20 protein-coding genes and 3 pseudogenes are annotated in these 19428 nt (G+C 37.4%); 22 read left to right on the forward strand and 1 reads right to left on the reverse strand.

What is annotated here, in order from left to right:
- Positions 1-92 precede the first annotated feature (92 nt).
- The 12 genes and pseudogenes from HCB45_RS12315 to HCB45_RS12370 all read left to right on the forward strand — a co-directional run bounded on the left by HCB45_RS12315 (position 93) and on the right by HCB45_RS12370 (position 10078).
- On the forward strand, positions 93-1376 hold the full coding sequence (locus HCB45_RS12315) for a cytosine permease (RefSeq protein WP_185620073.1): 1284 nt from the start codon (positions 93-95) through the stop codon (positions 1374-1376).
- Positions 1377-2477, forward strand: a complete 1101-nt coding sequence (locus HCB45_RS12320; protein WP_185620075.1) for an S-methyl thiohydantoin desulfurase family protein — start codon at positions 1377-1379, stop codon at positions 2475-2477.
- Positions 2470-4020 (forward strand): hydantoinase/oxoprolinase N-terminal domain-containing protein, encoded by a 1551-nt coding sequence (locus HCB45_RS12325; protein ID WP_185620077.1) that lies wholly within the window; start codon positions 2470-2472, stop codon positions 4018-4020. Before HCB45_RS12320 ends, HCB45_RS12325 begins: the two co-directional genes overlap by 8 nt.
- A gap of 408 nt (positions 4021-4428) precedes the next feature.
- Positions 4429-4713 (forward strand): annotated as a pseudogene (locus HCB45_RS12330) (DUF3130 domain-containing protein).
- A complete protein-coding gene (locus tag HCB45_RS12335) occupies positions 4714-5082 on the forward strand; it encodes a ribonuclease P (protein ID WP_185620079.1) in 369 nt (122 codons plus the stop codon).
- Positions 5079-6548 (forward strand): LXG domain-containing protein, encoded by a 1470-nt coding sequence (locus HCB45_RS12340; protein WP_185620081.1) that lies wholly within the window; start codon positions 5079-5081, stop codon positions 6546-6548. The genes HCB45_RS12335 and HCB45_RS12340 overlap by 4 nt, the downstream gene beginning before the upstream one ends.
- Before the next feature lie 5 nt (positions 6549-6553).
- On the forward strand, positions 6554-6970 hold the full coding sequence (locus HCB45_RS12345; RefSeq protein ID WP_185620083.1) for an Imm70 family immunity protein: 417 nt from the start codon (positions 6554-6556) through the stop codon (positions 6968-6970).
- 164 nt (positions 6971-7134) lie between these two features.
- Entirely contained in the window at positions 7135-7371 is a 237-nt protein-coding gene (locus HCB45_RS12350) for a hypothetical protein (RefSeq protein WP_185620084.1), read from the forward strand.
- 141 nt (positions 7372-7512) lie between these two features.
- Positions 7513-8387: pseudogene (locus HCB45_RS12355) on the forward strand (hypothetical protein); the annotation flags it as partial.
- 10 nt (positions 8388-8397) lie between these two features.
- The gene (locus HCB45_RS12360; RefSeq protein WP_185620086.1) at positions 8398-8769 is read left to right on the forward strand and encodes a UCP019853 family protein; all 372 of its coding nucleotides are present in this window, start codon (positions 8398-8400) and stop codon (positions 8767-8769) included.
- A 231-nt stretch (positions 8770-9000) separates the two neighbouring features.
- A complete protein-coding gene (locus tag HCB45_RS12365) occupies positions 9001-9273 on the forward strand; it encodes a hypothetical protein (protein ID WP_185620088.1) in 273 nt (90 codons plus the stop codon).
- Positions 9274-9718: 445 nt separating this feature from the next.
- Positions 9719-10078: a DUF3139 domain-containing protein gene (locus HCB45_RS12370; RefSeq protein ID WP_185620090.1), complete on the forward strand. Its 360-nt coding sequence runs from the start codon at positions 9719-9721 to the stop codon at positions 10076-10078.
- 32 nt (positions 10079-10110) lie between these two features.
- Here the strand turns inward: HCB45_RS12370 and HCB45_RS12375 are convergent, their stop codons facing one another.
- Positions 10111-11088, reverse strand: coding sequence for an HD domain-containing protein (locus HCB45_RS12375; RefSeq protein WP_185620092.1), 978 nt, complete (start codon positions 11086-11088; stop codon positions 10111-10113).
- Positions 11089-11151: 63 nt separating this feature from the next.
- On the opposite strand from HCB45_RS12375, the pseudogene HCB45_RS15480 reads away from it, so the two are divergent.
- The 10 genes and pseudogenes from HCB45_RS15480 to HCB45_RS12420 form a co-directional block, all read left to right on the forward strand.
- Positions 11152-11250, forward strand: a pseudogene (locus tag HCB45_RS15480) (hypothetical protein); the annotation flags it as partial.
- Between the two features lie 768 nt (positions 11251-12018).
- Complete coding sequence (locus HCB45_RS12380; RefSeq protein ID WP_185317997.1) at positions 12019-12495, forward strand: DUF7832 domain-containing protein; 477 nt, start codon at positions 12019-12021, stop codon at positions 12493-12495.
- Positions 12496-12771: 276 nt separating this feature from the next.
- Positions 12772-13335, forward strand: coding sequence for an SMI1/KNR4 family protein (locus HCB45_RS12385; protein ID WP_185317998.1), 564 nt, complete (start codon positions 12772-12774; stop codon positions 13333-13335).
- Between the two features lie 73 nt (positions 13336-13408).
- On the forward strand, positions 13409-13753 hold the full coding sequence (locus HCB45_RS12390; protein WP_185317999.1) for a hypothetical protein: 345 nt from the start codon (positions 13409-13411) through the stop codon (positions 13751-13753).
- 161 nt (positions 13754-13914) lie between these two features.
- Positions 13915-14475: a TetR/AcrR family transcriptional regulator gene (locus HCB45_RS12395; protein WP_185620094.1), complete on the forward strand. Its 561-nt coding sequence runs from the start codon at positions 13915-13917 to the stop codon at positions 14473-14475.
- Positions 14476-14584: 109 nt separating this feature from the next.
- Positions 14585-16285 carry an oleate hydratase gene (locus HCB45_RS12400; protein WP_003728986.1) on the forward strand — a complete coding sequence of 567 codons (1701 nt, stop codon included), beginning with the start codon at positions 14585-14587 and terminating at the stop codon, positions 16283-16285.
- Between the two features lie 150 nt (positions 16286-16435).
- A complete protein-coding gene (gene rlmN / locus HCB45_RS12405) occupies positions 16436-17539 on the forward strand; it encodes a dual-specificity RNA methyltransferase RlmN (RefSeq protein WP_003725208.1) in 1104 nt (367 codons plus the stop codon).
- A gap of 89 nt (positions 17540-17628) precedes the next feature.
- Positions 17629-18108: a GyrI-like domain-containing protein gene (locus tag HCB45_RS12410; protein ID WP_185620096.1), complete on the forward strand. Its 480-nt coding sequence runs from the start codon at positions 17629-17631 to the stop codon at positions 18106-18108.
- Positions 18109-18265: 157 nt separating this feature from the next.
- Positions 18266-18631: a heme oxygenase IsdG gene (isdG, locus tag HCB45_RS12415; RefSeq protein ID WP_185318002.1), complete on the forward strand. Its 366-nt coding sequence runs from the start codon at positions 18266-18268 to the stop codon at positions 18629-18631.
- 166 nt (positions 18632-18797) lie between these two features.
- A complete protein-coding gene (locus HCB45_RS12420) occupies positions 18798-19373 on the forward strand; it encodes a nitroreductase family protein (protein WP_185608072.1) in 576 nt (191 codons plus the stop codon).
- Positions 19374-19428: the final 55 nt, after the last annotated feature.

A 19428-nucleotide genomic window follows, 5' to 3' on the forward strand; every position in this document is an offset into this window, starting at 1 on the left:
GTTTTTTTTCAATTCTGATAAATACAAATGCTAGCTAGTTCTTATATAATTAGTCATTAATACAACTATTTCAAGAAAAGGGGCGAAACAAAATGACAGAGAAGAAAACAGTAGAGCAAACACAATCCTGGCAGAGTTTGGCATTTGTATGGACCGGCGCAATGATATGCGTTCCGAGTCTTCTTGTAGGAGGAACACTTATTTCAGGCATGCCTTTATGGGAAGCCATTTTAATAGCACTTTTAGGATACGGCGTTATTGTCTTATTTATGATATATCAAGGAATGCAAAGTAGTGACTTAGGAATTCCAGCAGTTAGTGTAGCTTCACAAGTTTTCGGGGAACAAGGATCTAAGAAAATTATTTCAATTCTACTGGCGATTGCTTGTCTTGGTTGGTTTGGAATTCAAGCCAATGTTTGCGGGGCGGCATTTTCACAGTTTTTAGGAATTTATGGTATCAATCTTCCAGTTCCGATTTCTTCCTTGATTTGGGGAGTGATTATGTTACTTTCAGCTATTTATGGTATTCGTATTTTGAGTATTTTAAATTATATTGCAGTTCCAGTTTTATTATTTGTATGTATTTATGGACTTGTTGTTTCTTTAAACGATGGCGGACTAGCTATTGTGGAAAATTATAAACCAGCAGGAAGTATGTCGTTTATGACGGGACTTGCTATTACAATTGGCTCGTTTGCTTTAGGGGCAGTTATTGCAGGGGATTATTCGCAGTATACGAAATCACGTAAAGACGTTGTAAAAGCAGCTATTGTTGGGATTTTGCCATCAGGTGTGCTTATGATTGCGGTCGGAGCGATTCTTGCTCTTACGGCGGGAACAGCTGATATCTCCGTAGTATTCACGAATCTTGGTTTACCAGTTCTTGGAATTATCGGTCTAATACTTGCGGCATGGACTACCAATGCGGTCAACGCTTTCTCAGGCGGAATTGCAATCATCAATGTATTCAATATCTCAGAAAAATATCATAAGGTAGCTGTAGCGATTGCCGGCGGACTGGGAACAATACTCGCAGTTATCGGAATTTTGGACCACTTTGTTCCGATTATGTCTGTACTTTCCGCGATGGTGCCACCTGTTGCAGGAGTGATGATTGCTTCTTACTGGATTGTTCAAAAAGGTGATAAATCCAAATGGGCTCCAGTACCAGGCGTAAACTGGCTCGGCGTAACTTCTTGGTTAGTTGGTGCAGTCATCGCGGGAATTCCAGTCATTTTGACATTTTTCCCAGCGTTACCACAATTACCAAATCAACCACTTATCGGCATTATCTTGTCACTAGCTGTTTACTTAGTTGGAGCAAAAGTGCTGAGCGGAAAAACCAACAATGTAGAAAACTTGGAGGGAAAATAAATGCGTTATTTAGATGAACAAGCTATTGAAAATATCGCGATTGGTGCTGCGTTTCTTGGCACTGGTGGCGGCGGGGACCCATATATAGGCAAGATGATGGCATTAACTGCAATTAAAAAACATGGACCAATTAAACTTTTATCCCCAGAAGAAATTGCGGATGATGATTATTTCATTCCAGCCGCGATGATGGGGGCACCATCTGTACTCATTGAAAAATTTCCTAAAGGCGACGAATTCATTCGTGTATTTGAAAAGTTAGGTAGATATGTAGGCAAAGAAGTAAAAGGAACATTTCCAATGGAAGCTGGCGGAGTAAACTCAATGATCCCAATCGTTGTGGCTGCGCAACTAGGTTTGCCAATGGTGGACTGTGACGGCATGGGCCGAGCTTTTCCAGAACTACAAATGGTGACATTCCATCTAGACGGGATTTCCGCAACACCAATGGCTATCACCGATGAAAAAGGTAATATTGGCATCATGGAAACGATTGATAATAAATGGACCGAACGACTTGCACGTGTGACAACGGTCGAAATGGGCGCGAGTTCTCTTGTGAGCCTGTATCCGTGTAACGGCGCGCAAATTAAGCAAAGCAGTATTAAAAATATCGTGACACTATCGGAAGAAATCGGTAAAGTAATCCGTGAAACTTCAATGGACGAAGCGGAAAAACTACAAAAACTATTAGATGTAACGCACGGTTATCATTTGTTCGAAGGGAAAATTACCGATGTTGTTCGGGAAACGCGTGCTGGCTTCAACTTTGGTCGCGTGAAAATCGACGGACTAAACAAAGACACGGGTAGCGAAGTCATTGTCCATTTCCAAAACGAAAATCTTGTTGCGGAGAAAAATGGCGAACCAATAGCGATTACACCAGATTTAATTTGCATGGTAGACCTTGAAACGCTGATGCCAGTAACAACGGAAGCGCTCAAATACGGAAAACGTGTCCGCGTGATGGCACTACCAGCTGATGATGCTTGGAGAACGGACAAAGGTATCGAAACAGTTGGACCGCGCTATTTCGGCTACGATGTCGATTTTGAACCACTAGAAGAACTTGTCAAAAAGGAGGAACGCCGTCATGTATAAAATTGGAATTGACGTTGGCGGTACAAACACCGATGCCGTCATTTTAGATGAAAATCAAAAACTTATCCATAGTGTAAAAATGCCAACGAGTGAAGATATTGAAACAGGAATTACAGAGTCACTTCATCGCGTATTGAGCGAAACGGGCATTGATCGCTCGAAAGTAACGCACGCCATGCTTGGAACAACGCAGTGTACAAACGCGATTGTGGAACGTAAAAAATTAGCAAAAGTCGGAGTCCTTCGTTTAGGTTATCCGGCAACAGCATCCGTTTTACCATATACAGCTTGGCCGGAAGACATGGTTGGCTTCTTGTCTGGAAAATATAAATTAACTGGTGGCGGCTATGAGTACGATGGTCAGGTGCTATCAGAAATCAACGAAGCAGAAATTCGTGAAACCTTAGCTAGTTGGAAAGGTGAAGTGGAATCTGTCGCAGTGGTTGGCGTCTTTTCTTCCTTGAAAAACGATCAGGAATTAGCTGTTCAAAAAATAATTGAAGAAGAACTAGGCGCAGATATTCCGGTTTCAATTTCCTCTTCCGTAGGTTCTGTTGGACTGATTGAACGCGAAAACGCGACGATTTTAAACGCAGCCCTTTTCAAAGTTATTGCGGCAACGAGTGATGGTTTTGAAAAAGCATTAGAACAAGAAGGAATTGAGCACGCCGAAATCTATCTTTGCCAAAACGACGGGACTTTAATGTCACTAAACTATGCAAGACAATTCCCGATTTTGACGATCGCCTGTGGACCAACGAATAGTATCCGCGGTGCATCTTACTTGGCGGGACTTAAAGATGCGATGGTTCTCGATGTTGGTGGCACAACTTCTGATATTGGAGTGCTTACGGATGGTTTTCCTAGAGAGTCCTCGCTTGCGGTTGATGTTGGCGGAGTGCGTACGAACTTTAGAATGCCAGATATTATTTCCATCGGGCTTGGCGGAGGAAGCATCATTCGCGAAAAAGATGGCGACATAACAATCGGACCAGATAGCGTTGGCTACCGCATTTCCGAAGAAGCACTAGTTTTCGGAGGTAAAACGATGACCACAACGGACATCGCGGTTCGTCTAGGTATGGCAGAAATCGGTAACCCTGAATTAGTCGCACACATCCCAACCGATTTTGCCAAAAAAGCCTATAAAAAAATCGCTGACATGACTGAAGATGCGATTGATAAAATGAAAACAAGTTCAGGGAGTGTAAGCCTAGTTCTTGTTGGCGGTGGTAGCGTTATTATTCCAGACGAAATCTCTGGTGTCGCACAAATTTTCCGCGACAAAAACGGCCCAGTCGCCAACGCAATCGGCGCATCCATTTCCCAAATTAGCGGACAATATGAACAAATTTACATCTATTCTCAAATCGAGCGGGAAGAAGCGCTCAAAGATGCCGAGCAAAAAGCAAGAGAACAAGCAACCCTTGCCGGCGCAGTGACTGACTCGATTGAAGTGGTGGAAGTGGAAGAAATCCCATTGGCGTATCATCCGGGCAATGCGACAAGATTGCGCGTGAAAGTTGTGGGGAATTTGGTTTAAGGGAATTAAATAGTGGAGCATTGCTCATTTTAGACTGGAAATAAAGTAGAAATTACTTTATTTCCAGTCTGTTTTTTATAACGAATGGCTGATTAATAGGGCTTCTAACCATATATGCAAGAGAAGACTTATTGGAAAGCCTATAAAAATTATACATTTATACCATAAAGAATAATTAGCAATGAATTTAACTCAATATACTTGAGTTAGGTTGAATAAAATGATGTGAAACATTGGCATTCTGATTTCATACTGAGATAGTATATGACATAAAATGTTAAATTATTCACTTAAATATCCTATGTAATGCTATTTCCTAATAAATAGATTCACAAAACGCTCACAAAAGAAGCGCGTTACCGGTGCTATAATGAGGGGAGGGATTATACATAGAAAGGAAGCAAACAGATGAGAGAAATAAAAGTCAATGAAAGGACCTTCCAACAACACGCAAGCAAATTGGCAAGTAAAAGTTCGGGGAGTTATTTACCCTTAAAAAACGGGAACATGGCATACTCCAGAGCCAATTCGATAGATTAATTGCGATCGGCATTGATTGAGTTGGTGGATGTGGTGGAAGATTTTCAAGGCGTGACCAAACAAGATGCGAGTCGCTTAAAGAAAATGGGTATTGCTTACGCTAAACAAGACCAATTGATGGGACAAAAAATGAATCAGTTGGAGGTGCGTTAAATGGATAGCGCACACAGCAAGCTAGAACAACAATTCCAACAAATCAAAAAAGCGAAGATAATGGCAGAAACAAATGTGGATCAAACGAGAAGAAAACAAAATGAACAAGATTGGCTTGAAGAGGACAGTAACCAATTAACACACGAAAAACTAGCTTTACTCGACTTTTTACGCAGTGGCTGGCAAGGCGAAGAAGCCAGTGGTTTTCATCGTTATTTAGAAGAGCAGCAACACAAAGAATCTCAGGCTTGGAGGAAGGATCTCCAAGATAAAAGAACCGATTTAGACACGGAATTACAAGAAAATAAGGCCAGGCTCCACGCACTAGAAACAAAACAAGCCACCTTGCAAAAGGAGTGGAGCAAGTGAGCCGGATTGATATTGCCGAATTGAATGACTTTCTCCACAGTTTGCGAAGTAGTAATGCCGAAGCCAAAGCGATGATTAGAAAAATCAAAGAAGCAGCGATGGATTACGCCCAGGACAATAGTTTAAAAGGGGAAGCGGTTAGTACCTCTAAACGGTATTTTACGAGTACCTATACAAGTATTTGCCAGAGCATCATCGAAGCATTGGATGAAAGCGAAGAGCGACTAGCGCAATATATTCGCGAGTTCGGGAGCCAAGTGGATAGTTCGCCTTCTGCCAGAATTGATGCCGAAATCTTACAAGAAGCGATGGCCAAGGTTAGCCAGTTACAGCGAAAAGAAGAAGGTTTACACCGGCAATTGACGGCGCCGAACACCAAACCAGATATGCAACAAGTCTATGCAGTGAAAGCAAGAAGCGTTCATACCCAATTGCTGAAAGCCATCGAACAAGAGAACATCCTAGAAAGATATTTAGCTTTTGAACAAAGCCATGGTCAGTTTTTTAGTGCATTAGCCGAACTCATTCAAGCAACCGGGCGCGCGGTGCAAGAATTGCTGCATCACGTGACTTTTAACGACAAAATAGGCACTTATGCTGTGCCGAAAAGTACGGCAAACAGCTTGTTACTCATGAAAAAAGCACTGGATAACGCACGAAAAGAAAATGACAAAGACCCATTTCCGAAAGTCTTTGAAGATTACACTGTGTTAGCTTATACTTATGTCAATGATCAAGGTGAAACCGTGACGATGTGGCTATTCGAAAAAGATGGAAAACGGGTAGAGAACAAGGAATTACAAGATTTCTTAGAAAAACATGGCCAGGAATTAGACCCACTTCTTTATACCAACCTTTCCGGAGAAGAACTTGACCGAAAAGTGAATGATTCTTGGAAAGCGGGTATCAACTATTTAAATGGTCAAAAAGTATCTGGATTGTCCGGCGGCGTATTGCGGTCATCCGCTTATGTTGCCAGTATGAAAGATGCGATGGACGATGCTGGATTAACGGACATGGCATTAGGCTTAGGGTTTGGGATTGCAGCTGCTAGAAATAAAGCAATAATGACAAAGGCTGAAAATATTCCAAAGAGACCAAGTTGGCGTCAATCTGAAATTGATGCAGAATTGGATTATAAAGAATATGATTCTCAAAAATCTTTTTTAAATGGTGAAGAAGTACCTTATGGAACTAAAGAAAGTTCTCGCCCAGAGTTATATAAACAAGGACATAGTATAGAAGTTAAAAATTATAATGTTCAAACCATTTCTGGACAAAACAACTTAATTAATAACGTATCTAAACAGATAAAAGAAAGACTAACTAATTTACCAACTGGAACAGATCAAACTATTTTAATAGATGTTAGAGGTCAGAACGTATCAAATGATATTCTGAAAAATATTAGAAGTAAAATTTTAGAGAAATCTGGTGTTAAAGTAGAAATAATATTTAAGAGGTGAATAATGTGGCTGTAGGTATTAAAGTAGATTTTTTATGGTTTTCTATTGGGAGTGGTGATTTCTTTCATTCATTCTTTTCAACTGTATGTGTAAACTTAGAAAATATGAATTGGGGAAGCAAATTCCCTGTTGTAATGAAAGATATGTACGCTGGTTATTTGTCAAAAGAAAAAGTTGAAATTGCTCTAAAGGAAATGAAAGAAATTAAATTAGGATTGGGTGAAATTTCTCCCGAAAAAATTATATGGGATGCCGAAGATTTGGACAAGACTCCACCTTGGGGGACACATATAAGTGAGGATATTACTAATTTAGCCCAATATTTTGTAACAACTGATGGAAAAAATCTAATAAGTGTATTAGAAGAAGCTATGGAAGAAGCTATAGAAGAAGGTGTAGATATAGAAATAAAAGATTTATAAATCAAAAAGACACTTTATCACGAGAATGGGAATCAAGTGTTAAAGCCTTGACTAATAAGCTGTAACCTTCTAACAAAGTTGCCAATAGCTAGCTAGATTCATTGTGAAATGTAATTGCAAAATTCCAGCGTGTTCTTAATACACAGCTTGAAGCTAGAGTAATTATGGAGTTAAGTAAATGGGTAGTAGAAAAAGAAACAAGTGAAAGCGAAGGGGTATTAACAATTATTTACCATACGGAAAGAGGCGATGGGGAAATCGAAGTATCAGATGTAAAAAATCAAAAGTTGATAAAACATCAATTAAATAGCGGAAATCAGTTTATAAAATTTAGTCAATGTGAAACTAATTATGATTATACGGATAAATTCGAAGAAACTGTTTTTTGTGAAGAAATTTAGTTGAACGTAGATCATATAATCGAACTACAGTTTTCATACTGAGATAGTATATGACAAAAAATGTTAATTTATTCATTTAAATATCCTCTGTAGGGCTACTTCTTACTAAATAGAACAAAAGCCGTGCGCAACTGATGTTATAAGGAGAATATCTTAGAAAAATATTTAGCTTTTGAACAAAGTCATAGCCATTTTTTTAGCGCATTAGATGAACTTATTTCAGCGACCGGACGCGCGATGCAAGAGTTGTTACACCATGTCACTTTTGATGATAAAACAGGTGCTTACTCCGTGCCGAAAAGTACGGCAAACAGTCTACAACTTATGAAAAAAGCACTCGATACGGCACGAAAAGAAAATGATAAAGACCCGTATCCGGATGGTTTGGAAGATTACACCGTGTTATCCTATACATATGTGAATAGTCAAGATGAAACCGTGATGATGTGGCTACTTGAAAAAGATGGAAAGCGGGTATCAACTATTTAAATAGTCAAAAAGTATCTGGATTTTCTGGAGCCACACTGCGGTCATCTGCTTATGTTGCTAGTATGAAAGATTGGGCAGATGATGCAGGGTTAACGGATATGGCATTAGGTTTAGGGTTTGGGATTGCAGCAGCTAGAAATAAGCCAATAATGCCTAAAAAAGCCAATGAGGCTAATTTTGGAAATACAGAAAAATTAAAATCTCATTTTTCCAACCATGGCGGAGAATTTGGTAAAGTTTTCTCTAGTGCTGATGAATACCTGGCAGGGGCTAATTATGTTATAAAGAACGGAATAAAAGTGCAGTATAATTATAAAGGTGAGGTTAGAACAGGCTATGTTAGGTTTATGAAAAACAGCAGTCTAACTAATTCTAAAGGTGTTCCGATAAAGAGTTATGCTAAATTTGAGTTTGTTGGGACTAATAATTTAGGTGAAATTACCACTTATCATGTTGAAAGTGGTAAAACGTTTTGGAAAATGATGAATAATGGGGAAAATATCCCTGTTATCAATCCAATTAAATAGGAGGGAACTTATGAATAATTTAATAGCAGTAAATAAAATTGATTCTCTTGTTGAAGAGAAGGTAGAACTTTTGATTAATAAGCAAAAAGTAGTTGCTTTTAATGTCTCGCCTCAAGAATTAGAGATAGGCGAAGAATATAAAGCAGAAATAGATATATTTACTAATGATTTTTTAGAAATTACAGAACAGAAAAATGAACAAATAAAAAGAATTGAGCACCTTAATAATTTTAGTTACATGCTTTTCGGGGAATTATTAGAGGATAACGTATTAGATGTAGGATTTTTCATTACAAGTGACTTATTGGAAGACTATAAACATTTAGTAGGGCATTATATTTCTTTTGAAGTAGACAGGTTGCAGATATACTGTGAATCATAAAATGTGGTGAATTCTTTAACCAATAGACTTAATTGTCAAAAGGGAATTTCTATAATTGCATAAATACTAGAAACTGTTAATATCAAAAATTTGAAAGGATATATTTAATTATACAGACAAAATAAATGAGCATATGGCTAATCTAGATAGAGCAGTTTCAGTTCGAACATTGAAAGAAGGCTATTGGGACCATTGTCCGCTATATCAAAATAATATTGGAAGAGAATTATTATGACAAAAAAAGAACAACTATACTTTTTATTAAATGGACTGGATAATGGAGAAATAGAGATTAGCACCTTTACAAATCAGTTTATGAAAATTTTTGATTTAGAAATAGATTATGATGAATTATCAAAGGAAGAATACACAATTTTAGGGAATGTGTCTGATATGGCAGCTAGATTCTCTGATAGTGAAGAAGATTTGAAATTACCTAATGTTTACTACAGTGAAAAGCAAATTAGAGAAGAAGTGACTCGTTCTTTAGAAGCTTTAGCTTGAATCATAATTAAAACAGGATAGCCTTGAAGAGTTGAGTTATACTTACTCTAATAACAAAGGTAAGACATTCACAATTGGCTAATTTTGGTGGATGGATTATTATGATAAAAGAGGCTGGGTAAAAGTTTACCGCCTGAAGGATAGTTCAGTTGCGAATGCCGCAGCTAGCTAGGCTGATAAAAATTACTATTCAACAAACGGCACATCCAAACAAAATATTTTCCCTAAATACGGTATGACTGGAAGCCGATATAGTAAGAACCCGACTTACTGTTCTAAGATTGTACTTCAAACCTATTATTTCGGAACAGGAAATAAGCATGTTGTGCAAGTATTTCAGTCCTTAGTTACCGTGTATGATTTACCAAATTATTTTTCAAAAGCATATAAGCCTCAACAAGTGAAATACTTTAAATAAATCTCATGTCTTAGGAAGTGTAACTAAATGAAAAAGTATAAAAAATGGTGGATAACGATAGGTATAATATTCATTCTTAGTGTTATTGGATACGTTTATTGGTTTGCAATTCCCAAATATACGGCGAATAAAGCAGTGGATAACTATCTAGCAGAACAAAAAATCAAATCCAATCAAATTGAAACTAGGATGATTAAGAAAGATTGGAAAATGGGTGGTTATCTTACAAAGATAGTTTTTAAAGATGATTCAAAACTAAAGTATGAATATAGTTATGATGAAAGGATAGACTTACCTTACCATATTTATGTCAGTGCTTTTAAAGATGGCTCAAGTCAAGAGGATAATCAAATGAAACACCCACCATTACAAGAGCAAAATGATTGAAACAAAAACTAAAGCATTTCAAGTAAGCACTACTACTGCTTACTTTTTTGTATCACTTTGATGTAGGCTCCACGTTCACTCTTTATCTTCGCTTCTCGATTCATTTCACGTACGTTTTCCGAAAGCTCATCCGCCGGAATAAGCCGCCCATCCACCAAAACAGACGGATTTATCAAACGTATTTTCTTCTTATGATGATAAGTAAAGTCCGCCTTATTTTCTTCTAAATGGGGACTCGCGAGCAATTGAATTTTCTCCCGAGCAACTGAATTCGCATTCAATTTAGCCAATAATTCAGCATCAGTCAACCGAAGATCCGCGGTCGTAATCGCCTCCTGTTGAAAGGCAATGCGCATTGCTTCAGCCAAAATCTCATAACTATAAACATTTAGTGGATCATAAAAATAATCAATTACTTCTGAATAATATTGCGCAACAAACCATTCTGCAAGAGCGATATTTGCCAAATAAAGTCGCCCATCAATCATTACTAAAGCCTGCAAAAATTCTTCCACCTCAACCAAACGAATTTTCCCATGGCGATACAAATCTTGCAGCGTGTAATCAATCCGGTCAGCACAAAGCTCCGGGGCTTCTTGCTCCAAAATCTTCCATTTCGCAATATCATCAAAAATCCCTTCATAAGAATAACCATACTTCTCTAAAATGGCGGGAATCGTCGAAGTTTTTACAAAATCCTCAAAAATCTGCTCATGATAATCTTCCTCTTCAAAATCAAGCGCATAATCCACCACATGCGAAAAAGCAGTGTGCGATACATCGTGCAATAATCCAGCAATTTGTTCCTCTAACGAACCACCGAATTTCCTAATAAATAGCATCACGCCAATCGAATGATCAAGTCGGCTAAGGTCCCAAAGCGGATTTACTAAATAACTCGAGCCACCTTGATGTACGTGTGCTAGCCGGGAAACCAATGGACTCTGGATTAATTCGGCCAAAACAGGTTCTATTTCAAATATTCCGTAGAGCGGGTCTGTCATTTTCATCATATTCAACTCTTTTTAATTATATATTAGCGAACAAATGTTTTCCATGTTTTCCCTAGCAATTCCAATTTTGCTGAGAAAACTTATAAAAAAATTACTCAAATGACCGAAGATGCGATTGATAAAATGAAAACCAGCTCAGGTAGTGTAAGCCTAGTTATTTTTAAACGGTGTAGATACAGGTTTTATAAGCGTTGAAAATCCTGAAAATGAAAAAGATTTAGTGCAAATGTTAACTAATAATCAAGTGAATTTATATGTGAATCGAGAACGTAACCGTCTCAATTCCTTAAATATTTCTTTTCCGGATGAATGGGAATCTCATTATCACAATCACATTAGTTTTTTGGAGGAAGATAGCGAAAGTAATTATACAAATGGTTATTTTTATTTTGTGGGAGTATATCAAAGAGGTGAAGAAAGCTTAGTGATTTTTAAGTATAATCATTGATTTTCCTCCATAATTAATTTGTTTGATCAATTATAAATTCACCAATTAAATAATAAAGACTTGTTAAACTTCATTGAACTTCTCTAAAACGGACTGAAAAAATACTTAAAAACAAAAATTTTAAATATTTATGGTTAGAATGTCTAATCAGCAATGAGGGGACTCTATTTATTATATTGTGCTATCTGGGTATCTTTTAACGCTCACGATTCTATCTTGTATGAAAAATGAATATTAGTTGGAAAAGAAGTATATGATTGAATAAGACTCATCGACATTGAGGTGGATTTGTACTTTTGGGTTTTGGCCAGTCCATACTCTCGTAAAAGCCAGGAAGTAAAAATTGAAAACTATTTTGTTTTGTCCTGTTATTTTGATATACTAAGTTTGTAAAATGCAGAGCTATACTTGTTATTTAACTTCAGCCTAATGGAGAGAATTTAGGTAATTTAAGTATAAAATAAAGGAGAGAATTATCTATGAAATATGATGATGCTTCATGGCATTACGAGGGTAACTATCCCAAAGATTTGCCACCTGAAAATGCAGCAACTGCTATAGGTATGTTTTTAGCATGGTGCATATATAATAACCTTATATCCGATGATTTAAAAGAAGATACTGAAGATGATATTGAAAAAGTACTACAGGGAAAAATGACTGGAGCCCAATTTTTGATTATGGATTGTGATGAAAAATTTATAGACGATGATTTATCAGAATTAGGTCAGCATTTTGCCAATGATTACTATGAGGAAGATTCAAATTTTGCCAAAAAAGTAGCTAATTATCATGTTGACTACTGCAATGTGTTTAACGAGAAAGCTGAAAAAAACGGTTTTAAATATGAATCCATATATCATATTGAAGATACAAAAGAGAATTATGATTTAATTTCAGTAATTATAAGTGAGCGGTTTACCCATTGGAAAGAAAATTATATGCCTAAGCAATAAACATAATATTATAATGCTCTGATTTTTTATAATATAGTTCCAATGAATAAGGGTAACACAAAAGGAAACAAGTAAGACAATCTTTAAAGAGATAAACCTTGCTTGTTTTTTGTTTGAGGTTATCTGCTAGCTTTGAAAAATAAATAAAACTAGGTGAGAGGCTATTTATAGACTGTCAATAGGATGCAGAATTTTTCGCAAACTATTAAGCCATTGGTTTTAATTCTACAGTTCTAGTGGTATCATAATTTAAAAAATAAATTATAGAGGTAAATTATGTTTGAAAATCAAATTAACAAGATAGCTAAATTACTGGAATCAAATGGGTATATCTTATTGGATGGGATGTCAAACGAACAAATAAATATAATACAAGATTTGTATAAAATAACTTTTCCTCCAGAATTAAGAGAGCTATTAATGACTTTTAATCCATATCAGTTATACAATTGGGCTGATTTATCTGAGAAAAACATCGCAAAAATGAAGAACATTTTAGCTTGGCCGAGGGAGGGTATAATATTTGATGTAAAAGAAAATTCGTTTTGGATGGATGCTTGGGGAAAAAAACCAGAAAGCATAGCATTAGCTATTGATATCGTTGAATATAATTTGGAGCAAGCTTCCCCTCTTATCCCAATTTACTCACATAGATATATACCTAGTGTCCCTTGTGAGGTAGGAAATCCTATTTTTTCAGTGTATCAGACAGATATAATAGTCTGTGGGACTGATTTATGGGATTATTTTAGAATTGAATTTGGAAATAAAAACTATGAAGATTTAAAGGTTCATAAAATCAAAACTAATGTTCCTTTTTGGAGTGGATGGATTAACTGAAATTAAGAAGCTTTCCTATGTTTGCATAAAAGCCAAAAACTGTTAATATCAAAAATTTGAGAGGAAAATAATTATGCAAAAAGATACCTACAGTGACATTCGATTGAGTGTAATTGAATTGATAGATTCAAAAAAAGAGCATTTGAAGAAGAATAATATAAAATTAACAATTATAAAGAATGAAAAAGACGGTTATGTTGTAGAACTGGATAATGACAAATGTATGGCAGAAATTGTAGTTGAAGAACCAGCTTGTGCCCCTTATCGCTATGTTTCATTTGAAGTAGTTTCTGTGGTTGATGGAAAAGTTAAAACTATCTATTCTTGGTATGATGATGAAACAAGTCAATGGAACGATATGGAGAAAGAATTAAATAAAGGAATTCAGTTTCTAAATAATTTTAAAGCGATGGAGTAATAAAACAATCTTATTACTATATGAAAATATAATCACAAATAGTAAAAATTAATCTATAACTCTAAAAATATTAGCGAACCAATCTTTCCCATGTTTTCCCTAGCAATTCCAATCTCACTTGAGATACAATTAACCCAAACAAACGAAACGGGGCGGATGCCATGGCGGAATCACTCATTACTAAAAAAGCGATTGCTGGTGGGCTGATGGAGCTTTGTCAGCATAAGCGGTTTGAAAAGATTAGTATTGCGGATATTACGAATATTTGCGGGCTTAATCGGCAAACTTTTTACTATCATTTTACAGATAAATACGATTTGCTTACTTGGACGTATGAAAATGACTTTTTCCATTGTTTGGCGGATGGGATTACGCTTGAAAATTGGGATAAGCATGTGCTGAAAATGCTGGAATCGATTAAAGAAAATGCTGATTTCTATAAAAATACGGTTTCGGCGGATGCGAGTATTCTTTCTTTTTGCTTTTCTAAATTAACGAATTCGCTGTTTATGGATTTATTTGAGAAAATTGATACGAATGTGGCCGTGAACGAGGCGGATCGGGTATTTTATGCGGAATTCTTTTCTTACGGATGCTCGGGAGTACTGATTAAATGGATTACGCGCGGTTTCAAAGAGGCTCCGGAAACGATTGCGAACCAGCTATTTCGACTTGCGAAGGACACGGAATTTTTGGCAAGCAGCATGTACCGCAAAAACTAGACAATATATCTAATTTGTCTAAAAATCAGACATAAGCGTTCTTTTGCCCAGATTAAAAGCGAACGAGGCGAGGTATACTATCTGTATCAAGAAATTGGAGGAGATAGTGATGAAAAATAAAAAACGTACGCTAGTCGCTCTAACTGGGGCTGCAATTGGAACAGGGATTGCCGCAAAGAAAATTTCTGAACAAAAGGCTGCTGAAAAAGAACGGGCAGTGGATGAAGCAATTAAAGCGCGCTATTATGGTGACAAACAAGTGTATTTCGTCGGTGGCGGGATTGCTAGTTTGGCGGGAGCTGTTTATTTAATTCGCGATGCCAATTTTGATGGGAAAAATATTCATATTATTGAAGGTATGCATATTTTAGGCGGAAGTAATGATGGCGCCGGAAGCGTGGAACATGGCTTTGTTTGTCGCGGTGGTCGGATGTTAAATGAAGAAACTTATGAAAATTTCTGGGATCTATTTAGTAGTATTCCGTCACTTGATATGCCGAACTTTAGTGTGACAGAAGAAATTTTGAACTTTGACCACCTACATCCAACCCATGCGCAAGCGAGATTAGTTGATAAAGACCGCAATATTCTTGATGCGCATTCGATGGGATTTAATAATAATGACCGGATGTTGATGACGAAACTGCTCGCTACTCCGGAAGAAAAACTGGATAATTTAACGATACGTGATTGGTTTGACGAACACTTTTTCGAAACGAATTTTTGGTATATGTGGCAAACCACTTTTGCTTTCCAAAAATGGAGCAGCTTGTTTGAATTTAGACGTTATATGAATCGGATGATGTTAGAATTTAGCCGGATTGATACGCTAGAAGGTGTAACAAGAACTCCTCTAAACCAATACGAAAGCTTGATTTTACCTTTAAAAACATTTTTAGATAAACATCATGTTGATTTTACGATTAATCAAACGGTGGAAGATATCGATTTTAAAGATGCGCCTGGGATTACCGCGACAGCACTTCATTTATCGGATGGATCAACTATCGAACTTGGCCCGGACGATGATGTGATTATGACGAATGCTTGTATGACGGATAGCGCGACGCTTGGTGATATGAATACGCCAGCACCAAAACCTGAAGAAAAACCAATTTCTGGTGAGCTCTGGTATAAAGTCGCGCAAAAGAAACCAAACTTAGGCAATCCAGAGCCATTTTTCGGCCATGAAGAAGAAACAAATTGGCAAAGTTTCACCGTCACTTGTCATGGTGATAAATTATTAAAACGTATCGAACGCTTCACGGGAAACATTCCAGGAAGTGGTGCGCTTATGACTTTCAAAGATTCTAATTGGTTAATGAGTACTGTTGTTGCCGCACAACCACATTTTAAAGCGCAAGATGCAAACACTACGATTTTCTGGGGTTATGGATTATATCCAGACCGTGTGGGTGATTTCGTGAAAAAACCGATGAAAGAATGTACTGGGGAAGAAATTTTATATGAATTAATGTGTCATTTGAACTGGCAAGATGATTTTGAAGAAATTAAAGCGGATATAATCAATGTAATTCCATGCTATATGCCATATATTGATGCGCAATTTGAGCCACGGGCAATGAGTGATCGTCCAGCCGTTGTTCCAGAAGGTAGTACAAACTTCGCGATGATTAGTCAATTTGTGGAAATTCCAAAAGATATGGTTTTTACCGAAGAATATTCCGTTCGCGCCGCTAGAATCGCCGTGTACACATTGCTTGATATTGACAAAAAAATCTGCCCGGTAACACCACATAATCGTGATCCAAAAGTGCTAGCGAAAGCGACCCAAACCATGTTTAGATAAAATTAAAAAGTAGCTATTTGTTACAGAATAGCTACTTTTTTTGTGCGAGACAGGACAAACGACTGATATTTACGAAATAGCATTGCTTGTGAACCATAAAACAGCTATAATCTTTATAGACGAAAACAAGACCTGAAAAGAGGCTGAACAATGGAAAAGAGCTCCATTTATGGATTAACATGGACAAAATTAACAGAATGGCTAGAAGCACACGGTCAAAAGAAATTCCGCGCAACACAAGTGTGGGACTGGCTTTATAGAAAACGTGTCAAAACTTTTGAAGAAATGAGTAACGTTCCAAAAGAAACAATTGAACTTTTAACAGCGAATTTTGTGATGAACACTTTAGAAGAACAAGTGGTACAAGAATCTACAGACGGCACGACGAAGTATTTATTTAAGCTGAGTGACGGGAACTTAATTGAAACCGTGATGATGAAGCAAGAATATGGCTTGTCGGTTTGTGTAACGACCCAAGTTGGCTGTAATATCGGCTGTACTTTTTGTGCGAGTGGGCTTTTGAAAAAAAGTCGCGACTTAACTGCTGGAGAAATTGTGGAACAAATTATGAATGTACAGCATTATTTGGATGGACGTAATTTGGAAGAACGCGTGAGTCACGTGGTTGTAATGGGAATCGGAGAACCGTTTGATAATTACGATAATGTGATGGATTTCTTGCGTGTGATTAATCATGATAAAGGTCTAGCAATCGGCGCGCGCCATATCACTGTTTCGACAAGTGGTCTTGCACCGCGCATTATTGATTTTGCAAATGAGGATTTCCAAGTTAACTTAGCGATTTCCCTTCATGCGCCGAATAATGAGCTACGGACGAGCATTATGCGTATTAACAAAACCTATTCGATTGAGAAATTGATGGAAGCAATCCATTATTACGTTAACAAAACTAACCGCCGAATCACGTTTGAATACATTATGCTAAAAGGTGTAAATGATCACAAAAAAGAAGCGCTCGAACTTGCGGCACTTCTCGGCGAACATCGTCATTTAGCTTATGTTAACTTGATTCCTTACAACCCGGTGGACGAGCATATCGATTATGAACGTAGCACAAAAGAAGACGTACTCGCTTTCTATGATACGCTTAAGAAAAATGGTATTAATTGTGTTATTCGCCGCGAACACGGGACAGATATTGATGCCGCGTGTGGACAACTTCGTAGTAAACAAATCAAACGAGTTGGCGTGCGCGAACGCATGAAACAAAAACAAGCAGCAGCGGAAGAATAATAATTTAAACTATCTGGTTTCCATTTGGAGATTGGATAGTTTTTGTTTATACTTAGGGTACCTAAAGCAATTGAAGGAGGACAAAAATCATGGAAGTAGAAATTGTCGAACGAAATGCTTTTACAGCTGTGGGGAAAAAACGAACTTTTTCGGTTGAAAATGATGTGCAAAAAGAAAAAATCAGCCAATTTTGGCAAGAAGCAAACGCAAATGGCGATGCAGAACGAATTAACGAATTAGCTGAATTTGCAACGATTGATGGTATTTTAGGCGTTTGCAAAATGAACGGCGACAAAATGGACTATTATATCTCGGTTGAATCCGAACTCACTCCGCCAGAAGACATGGAAAAACTAACCATCCCAGCAAGTAAATGGGCCATCTTCAAATCAGTCGGCCCACTACCAAACGCAATTCAAAAAGTGTGGGAATACATTTACGGCGAATGGTTCCAAACAAGCAACTACACCCACGGGAACGCTCCAGAACTAGAAGTTTACACAGAAGGCGACACAACTGCCGCTGATTATTATTCGGAAGTTTGGATTCCGGTGGTTGAAAAAGAATAGCAAACCAAAGAATAAATTTCATTGATTGTGAAATTTGTTCTTTTTAAATCCCCCTCCAATCCCATTCCCTAAAATTGACATTGAGAATCATTATCAATATAATGGAAGGAACTAGCCTATTATACATACAATACAATTATCCGAGGGGGATTTAAGAATGATTATTGTAACTAATACGATTAAGGTAGAAAAAGGCGCAGCAGAGCACGTTATCCGTCAGTTCACAGGCGCAAATGGCGACGGACACCCAACAAAAGATATTGCAGAAGTAGAAGGTTTCCTAGGCTTCGAACTATGGCACAGCAAACCAGAAGACAAAGACTATGAAGAAGTAGTCGTAACAAGCAAATGGGAAAGCGAAGAAGCCCAACGTAATTGGGTGAAAAGCGATTCCTTCAAAAAAGCACACGGTAGAACAAAAGACACTAGAGAACAAAGAGAAGACCGCAAAGGCATCGTAGGAAATGCAATCGCTCGTTTTGAAGTGGTTCATGTGCAAAACCCTGTGATTGCTGAAAAATAAGAAGTGAGTGAACAAGCCATTTCGAGGTAGATGGCTTGTTTTTTGTTTTCAGATGAGAAAATAAATACAGTAGTTTTCTCCAAAAGCCCATTTACTAGCAACCCACAATCCAATCATGCTATAATTCTCTAAATGATAACGTTTATCATTTAAGGGGGAATTAAACATGATTGAAAAAACAATTATGGAACGTCGCAGCATTAAAAAAGCGAACGACGCGCCAATTTCAAGAGAAACGGTAAACACCATTTTAGAGCAAGCTGCCTATGCGCCTTTTCACAGCAAAGTAGAGCCGTGGAATGTATATGTATTGCACACACTTGCTGAAAAAGAGCGTTACATCGAGAAAATCATTGAGTTTAATGAGCGCGAACAAGGGGTTAGTTTTTCTGAAGCAGAGATTGCGGATTTAAAAGCAGGCTATGCGAAGAAAATTATTACGCCGCCTTACTTACTCATTGTGACGACGAACATTATCGGTCATGGGAAAAAGGATTTCGAATCAATCGGAGCAACTAGTGCGTTTATCCAAAACATTCAATTACTTGGCTGGGAAGCGGGAATTGGGATGATTTGGCGGTCGAATAGATTTATTTTTGATGCGAAGTTTGCGGAAGATTTAGGTATCCCTTCTGAGCAAAAAATTGTCGGAACTTTGCACTTAACTAGGTTAGCCGAAGTTCCTGAAGCAAAACCGCGCCGTCCTTTGAATGAATGGGTGAAGGATTTAGCGGATTTGTAAGATTGATGTTTCGTGTGATTAGCGTTACAATGGTACAAGTGTAAGAAATAAGGAG

It is taken from the genome of Listeria farberi (assembly GCF_014229245.1).
GTDB classification, from domain to species: domain Bacteria; phylum Bacillota; class Bacilli; order Lactobacillales; family Listeriaceae; genus Listeria; species Listeria farberi.